The 6,574-nt window shown below is 63.4% G+C and carries 6 protein-coding genes; 1 reads left to right on the top strand and 5 read right to left on the bottom strand.

Translation table 11 applies throughout. The features are described from left to right. Nucleotides 1-165: 165 nt before the first annotated feature. The 4 genes from tuf to rpsL form a co-directional block, all read right to left on the bottom strand. Nucleotides 166-1,341 carry an elongation factor Tu gene (tuf, locus tag BMW90_RS24760; RefSeq protein WP_074835899.1) on the bottom strand — a complete coding sequence of 392 codons (1,176 nt, stop codon included), beginning with the start codon at nucleotides 1,339-1,341 and terminating at the stop codon, nucleotides 166-168. 91 nt (nucleotides 1,342-1,432) lie between these two features. After that, complete coding sequence (gene fusA, locus BMW90_RS24755; protein WP_074840296.1) at nucleotides 1,433-3,550, bottom strand: elongation factor G; 2,118 nt, start codon at nucleotides 3,548-3,550, stop codon at nucleotides 1,433-1,435. An 18-nt stretch (nucleotides 3,551-3,568) separates the two neighbouring features. Continuing rightward, nucleotides 3,569-4,039 carry a 30S ribosomal protein S7 gene (gene rpsG / locus BMW90_RS24750; RefSeq protein WP_048532943.1) on the bottom strand — a complete coding sequence of 157 codons (471 nt, stop codon included), beginning with the start codon at nucleotides 4,037-4,039 and terminating at the stop codon, nucleotides 3,569-3,571. Between the two features lie 12 nt (nucleotides 4,040-4,051). Next, nucleotides 4,052-4,423, bottom strand: coding sequence for a 30S ribosomal protein S12 (gene rpsL, locus BMW90_RS24745; RefSeq protein WP_005862801.1), 372 nt, complete (start codon nucleotides 4,421-4,423; stop codon nucleotides 4,052-4,054). Nucleotides 4,424-4,795: 372 nt separating this feature from the next. Between rpsL and BMW90_RS24740 the strand changes: the two genes are divergently transcribed. Beyond that, entirely contained in the window at nucleotides 4,796-5,620 is an 825-nt protein-coding gene (locus BMW90_RS24740) for a putative rhamnosyl transferase (protein WP_074840294.1), read from the top strand. Here the strand turns inward: BMW90_RS24740 and BMW90_RS24735 are convergent. Beyond that, the gene (locus BMW90_RS24735) at nucleotides 5,567-6,454 is read right to left on the bottom strand and encodes a DMT family transporter (protein ID WP_074840292.1); all 888 of its coding nucleotides are present in this window, start codon (nucleotides 6,452-6,454) and stop codon (nucleotides 5,567-5,569) included. The genes BMW90_RS24740 and BMW90_RS24735 overlap by 54 nt on opposite strands. Nucleotides 6,455-6,574: the final 120 nt, after the last annotated feature.

Here is a 6,574-nt window from a genome sequence, read left to right as displayed (position 1 = left end):
ATCAGGTCCGGGACGGGGCTGCGGGTGGCCTCGCGTCCCGGCCCCGCGCCGGGGCCTCGTGGTGGGGATGCCGCACCTGGCATCGGGCACAAAAAAGCCCGGCGACCCGCAGGGGCCGCCAGGCTGGAAGTGCTGTCCCGGGTCAGGCCCGGGACGGGATCGCGATCACTCGATGATCTTGGAGACGACGCCCGAGCCCACGGTGCGGCCGCCTTCACGGATGGCGAAGCGCAGGCCTTCTTCCATCGCGATCGGGGCGATCAGCTCCACGGTGAACTTCAGGTTGTCGCCCGGCATCACCATCTCGGTGCCCGAGGGCAGCTCCACGGTGCCGGTCACGTCGGTGGTCCGGAAGTAGAACTGCGGGCGGTAGTTGGCAAAGAACGGCGTGTGACGGCCACCTTCGTCCTTGGTCAGGATGTAGCTTTCCGCCTCGAACTTGGTGTGCGGCTTGACCGAACCCGGCTTGCAGAGAACCTGGCCACGCTCGACGCCCTCACGGTCGACACCGCGCAGCAGCGCGCCGATGTTGTCGCCGGCTTCACCGCGATCGAGCAGCTTGCGGAACATCTCGACACCGGTGCAGGTGGTCTTCTTGGTGTCGCGGATGCCGACGATCTCGATCTCGTCGCCAACGTTGATCACGCCACGCTCGACACGGCCGGTCACAACCGTACCGCGGCCGGAGATCGAGAACACGTCCTCGATCGGCATCAGGAAGTCCTGGTCGACGGCACGGGCCGGCTGCGGGATGTATTCATCCACGGCCGCCATCAGTTCCTTGATCTTCTCTTCGCCGATTTCCGGGTTGTTGCCTTCCATCGCCGCCAGCGCCGAGCCGGCGATGATCGGAATGTCGTCGCCCGGGAAATCGTACTCGGAGAGCAGTTCGCGGACTTCCATTTCCACCAGCTCGAGCAGCTCCTCGTCGTCGACCTGGTCGACCTTGTTGAGGAAGACGACCATCGCGGGGATGCCGACCTGACGGCCGAGCAGGATGTGCTCGCGGGTCTGCGGCATCGGGCCGTCGGCCGCATTCACCACCAGGATCGCGCCGTCCATCTGGGCGGCACCGGTGATCATGTTCTTGACGTAGTCGGCGTGGCCGGGGCAGTCGACGTGGGCGTAGTGCCGCGCCTCGGTCTCGTATTCCACGTGGGCGGTCGAGATGGTGATGCCGCGGGCTTTCTCTTCCGGCGCGCCGTCGATCTGGTCATAGGCCCTGAAGTCACCGAAGTACTTGGTGATCGCCGCGGTCAGCGTCGTCTTGCCGTGGTCAACATGGCCGATGGTGCCAATGTTGCAGTGCGGTTTGGAACGCTCAAACTTTTCCTTTGCCATGGTAGTGGCTCCCTTGATTTGGTCTTGCGGTGCGCATCAATGCGCACCCTACGGGGGGTTGTAGGGTGCGCCTTTACGGCGCACCGCTCGCTTATGCGTATTTGGACTGGATCTCGTCCGAGATGTTCTGCGGCACCGGATCGTAGTGATCGAACTGCATGGTGAACTGGGCGCGGCCCGAGCTCATCGAACGCAGGGTGTTGATGTAGCCGAACATATTGGCCAGCGGCACCATGGAGGCGATTGCCACGGCATTGCCGCGCGGCTCCTGACCGGTCACCTGGCCGCGACGCGAGGTCAGGTCGCCGATGATGCCACCGGTGTATTCTTCCGGGGTCACCACTTCGACCTTCATGATCGGCTCCAGCAGCTTGGCGCCGGCTTTCTTCATGCCTTCGCGCATGCCCATGCGGGCGGCGATCTCGAAGGCCAGAACGCTGGAGTCCACGTCGTGGAATTTACCGTCAACCAGAGCCACCTTGAAGTCGATCACCGGGAAGCCTGCCAGCGGACCGGAGTCCATGACCGACTTGATGCCCTTTTCGACGCCGGGGATGTATTCCTTGGGAACGGCACCGCCGACGATGCGGCTCTCGAAGGAATAGCCTTCGCCCGGCTCGGTGGGCGTGATGATGAGCTTGACCTCGGCGAACTGACCGGAGCCACCCGATTGCTTCTTGTGGGTGTAGGTGTGCTCGACCTCGTGACCGATGGTCTCACGATAGGCCACCTGCGGCGCACCGATGTTGGCTTCGACCTTGAATTCGCGCTTCAGGCGATCGACGAGAATGTCGAGGTGAAGTTCGCCCATGCCCTTCATGATGGTCTGACCGCTCTCGATGTCGGTCTCGACGCGGAACGACGGGTCTTCCGCCGCCAGACGCGCCAGGCCGGCCGACATCTTCTCCTGGTCGCCCTTGGTCTTGGGCTCGACCGCGATCTCGATCACCGGATCGGGGAAGGTCATGGTTTCCAGCACCACCGGATCGGACTTGTCGCACAGGGTGTCACCGGTCGTGGTGTTCTTCAGCCCGCCAAGCGCGATGATGTCGCCGGCATAGGCTTCGGAAATCTCGTCCCGGTTGTTCGAGTGCATCATCATCATCCGGCCAACGCGCTCGGTGTTGCCCTTGGTCGAGTTCAGCATCGAGTCGCCCTTGTTGAGCACACCCGAATAGATCCGCACGAAGGTCAGCGAGCCGACGAAGGGGTCGTTCATGATCTTGAACGCCAGGCCCGAGAACGCCATGTTGTCATCCGCGCGGCGCGGGATGTTGCGGGTCTCGGTCTCGTCGCCGGGCTTGAAGCCCATGTAGTCGACCACATCCAGCGGGCTGGGCAGATAGTCGATCACGGCGTTGAGCAGCGGCTGGACGCCCTTGTTCTTGAAGGCGGAACCGCCCAGAACCGGAACGAAGGACAGCGACAGCGTGCCCTTGCGCAGCAGTTTGCGCAGGGTGGCCACGTCGGGCTCTTCACCTTCGAGGTAGGCTTCCATCGCGTCGTCGTCCATTTCGACGGCCGCTTCGATCATCTTGCCGCGCCATTCCTCGGCCACGTCCTTGAGGCTGTCGCGGATCTCTTCCTGGAACCAGGTCGCGCCGAGGTCTTCGCCCCGCCAGACCCATTCCTTCATGGTCACCAGGTCGATCAGGCCTTCGAGCTCGTTCTCGGCACCGATCGGGATGCCGACGGGCACGGCGGTGGCGCCGGTGCGGTCTTCGATCATCTCGACACAGTTGAAGAAGTCGGCGCCGATCTTGTCCATCTTATTGACGAAGACGATGCGCGGAACCTTGTAGCGGTCAGCCTGACGCCACACGGTTTCGGTCTGGGGTTCGACACCGGCGTTGGCGTCGAGCACACAGACGGCACCGTCGAGAACCGCCAGCGAACGCTCGACTTCGATGGTGAAGTCGACGTGGCCGGGGGTGTCGATGATGTTCAGGCGGTGCTTGGGGCTGTCGGGTTCGGTGCCGTTCTCGGTGCGCTCCCAGAAGGTCGTGGTCGCGGCCGAGGTGATGGTGATCCCGCGTTCCTGCTCCTGCTCCATCCAGTCCATGGTGGCGGCGCCATCGTGCACCTCACCGATGTTGTGGGATTTGCCGGTGTAAAACAGGATCCGTTCCGAGCAGGTGGTCTTGCCTGCGTCGATATGGGCCATGATGCCGAAGTTGCGGTAGCGGTCGAGCGGATAATCGCGTGCCATTGGATAAAGCCTCTGAATTTACCAGCGGTAATGGCTGAACGCTTTGTTCGCGTCGGCCATCTTGTGGGTGTCTTCGCGCTTCTTAACAGCAGAACCGCGGGAATTGACAGCATCCAGCAGCTCGCCTGCGAGGCGTTCTTCCATTGTGTTTTCGTTGCGGGCGCGGCTGGCGTTGATCAGCCAGCGGATGGCCAGCGCCTCGCGGCGCTCGGGGCGCACTTCGACGGGCACCTGGTAGGTGGCACCACCCACACGGCGCGAGCGGACCTCGACCGAGGGTTTGATGTTGTCGAGCGCTTCGTGGAACAGTTCCACCGGGGCGCGCTTGACCTTGCCTTCGATGCGGTCGAGCGCATTGTAGACGATCTTCTCTGCGACCGACTTCTTGCCGTCGATCATCAGGTTGTTCATGAATTTTGTCAGAACCCGGTCACCATATTTGGCGTCGGGCAGGACTTCGCGTTTTTCAGCGGCGTGACGACGAGACATATCCTGATCCTCTTACTTAGGACGCTTCGCGCCGTATTTCGAGCGGCGTTGCTTACGATCTTTGACGCCCTGGGTATCCAGAACACCGCGAAGGATGTGATAGCGCACACCGGGAAGGTCTTTGACACGACCGCCGCGGATCAGCACAACCGAGTGCTCTTGCAGGTTGTGGCTTTCACCGGGGATGTAGCTGATCACTTCGTAACCGTTGGTCAGGCGCACCTTGGCCACCTTCCGCATCGCCGAGTTCGGCTTTTTCGGGGTGGTGGTGTAGACACGGGTGCAGACGCCGCGCTTCTGCGGGCATTGTTCCAGGTGCTGCGACTTGGACCGTTTGACTTTCGGCTGCCGCGGTTTGCGGATCAGCTGTTGGATCGTTGGCATAGAGGTATCGTCTCCGCTTTCGCTCTCATTTCTTGCATGAGGGCGCCCCCATGCGGTGTTGTTCAGTCCCGCGCCCGCCTTCCCCGTGCATGCAGGGGGCTCACAAGCGCAAAATCCGCGATCACAGCCATTCCGAGGTCTGCGACGCGGTTGGTTATCAGAGGATCGGAGCGCTAACTGCCCGGATCTTGACCACTGCAATATGATGTCGGCACGCGGGATGGCCCCGAAACCGAGATGAGGGTGGCGTATAGGGGGAGTCGCAGGCCTTGTCAACAGCGCGCCCCGGGCGGTCCGGGCCGCTTGCCAAGCGCGGCGCGGCAATGCAAGGCTGCGGCATTGATTAGCACCCCCACAGGCGGAGAAAAAGCAGTGCAGGTCATTGGATTGTGCCGATTTTCCTATCCGGCGCTCGGCGGCTTCCAGGTCGAGCATGACAGCATCGAGGACCGCATCGCCTATCTCTACGCGCCCGCGCGCATGGAAGAGCGGTTCCGGCATTTCGAGGCGGTCACCCTGCCCGGCCTCAAGGCCCAGACCGACGGCGATTTCACCTTTCTGATCGTCGTCGGCGACCAGCTGCCGAAACCCCATGCCGACCGGCTGCATGACCTTGTCGCCGATTTTCCCCAGGCCCGGATCATTGCCCATCCGCCACGAGAGCATCGCCCGGTGATGGCCGAGGTGCTCAATGACGCCCGCCAGGATCTGGGCCAGCCCTGCCTGCAATTCCGCCACGACGATGACGATGCCATTGCGGTCAGCTTTGTTCAGCGCCTGCGCGAGGCGGCAGCCGATTGCCCCGGCCTGATGCGCGATCACCGGCTGGTGGGCTTCGACTTCAACCGCGGCTTCATCGCCCGGCCCGACAGCGGCGGCCTTCTGGCGCAGGAGACGGTCACCCCCTATTGGGGCGTGGCCCTGGCCATGGCGGTCAAACCCTGGGCGCGGCACACGATCATGAATTTCGGCCACAACCGGATCAACCGCTTCATGCCGACGGTCACCTTTACCCACGAAGACATGTTTGTCCGCGGCCACAACGACCACAACGACAGCCGTCAGGGCCGCAAGGTCACCAAGGTCGATCTCCGACGGCTCGACGGTGCCGGAGAGCGGCATTTCGAAACCACCTTCGCAATCTCATCGGACCGGGTACGCGAGATTTTTGCGGGAACGCCGCGCCTCGCGCCATAGGGTAAAGACCCCCATGGCCACCACGATGAAGGCCCCCAGCAGCGTCAGCGGCTCGGGCCAGTCGCCCCAGACCAGAAAGCCCAGGATCAGTGCCCAGATCAGCCCGGTATAACGAAACGGCGCGGTAAAGCTCACCTCGCCGACCCGCATCACCATCACCGAGCAGAGATAGGCCGCCAGGATGAAACCGGCCGCGACCACGATAAAGAGCGCGTTCAGCGGCGCGATCGGCTGCCAGCCGCCCGGCAGGCTGGCCAGCCCGGCAAATCCCATGACCGAAACCGCCCCCATGAACGACACCATGAGCGAGGGCACCTGAACCGACATCGCGCGCGTGGCCAGATCGCGCAGGGTGGAGCAGACAACCGCCACCAGAGCGAACAGTGTCGCGTCGGAAAACCCGTCCGGCCCCGGCCGCACGATCAGCAACATGCCGCCAAATCCCACCGCGATGGCGCTCCACCGCCGCCAGCCCACCGGCTCGCGCAGAACCAGCGCCGCCCCGAGCGCGACGCTCAGCGGCAGGATCTGAAGGATCGCGGTGACATTGGCCAGCGGCATGCGGAACAGCGCCGAGAGAAAAAACACCGTCGCCCCCACCTCGGTCAGCGAGCGCACGGCGACCAGGGCCCAGTCGCGCCGCGAGAGGCCGAGCCGCAGCGCGCCCAGGTACCGCGCCAGAAAGAACAGGAACAGGCTGGCGATCACCCCGCGCAGGAAGATCAGCTGAAACAGCGGCACCTCGCCCGCCGTCAGTTTCACGAAGGTATCGTTGAAGGTGAACCCCGCCATCGATCCCATCATCAACAGCGCCCCGCGCGTATTGTCCTGCATGTCTGCCCCTCGTCTTGCCCGATAAACGCCCGCAAAGGCCGCCCTTCCCGAGACGCGACGCTCGGGCCGGATCGGGCAGGCTCTTCCGGCTGAACCAGAACACTGCGCGCCGCTGACGCA

It is taken from the genome of Marinovum algicola, assembly GCF_900109145.1.
GTDB classification, from domain to species: Bacteria; Pseudomonadota; Alphaproteobacteria; order Rhodobacterales; family Rhodobacteraceae; genus Marinovum; species Marinovum algicola.
This window is presented reverse-complemented; position numbering and strand designations above follow the sequence as displayed.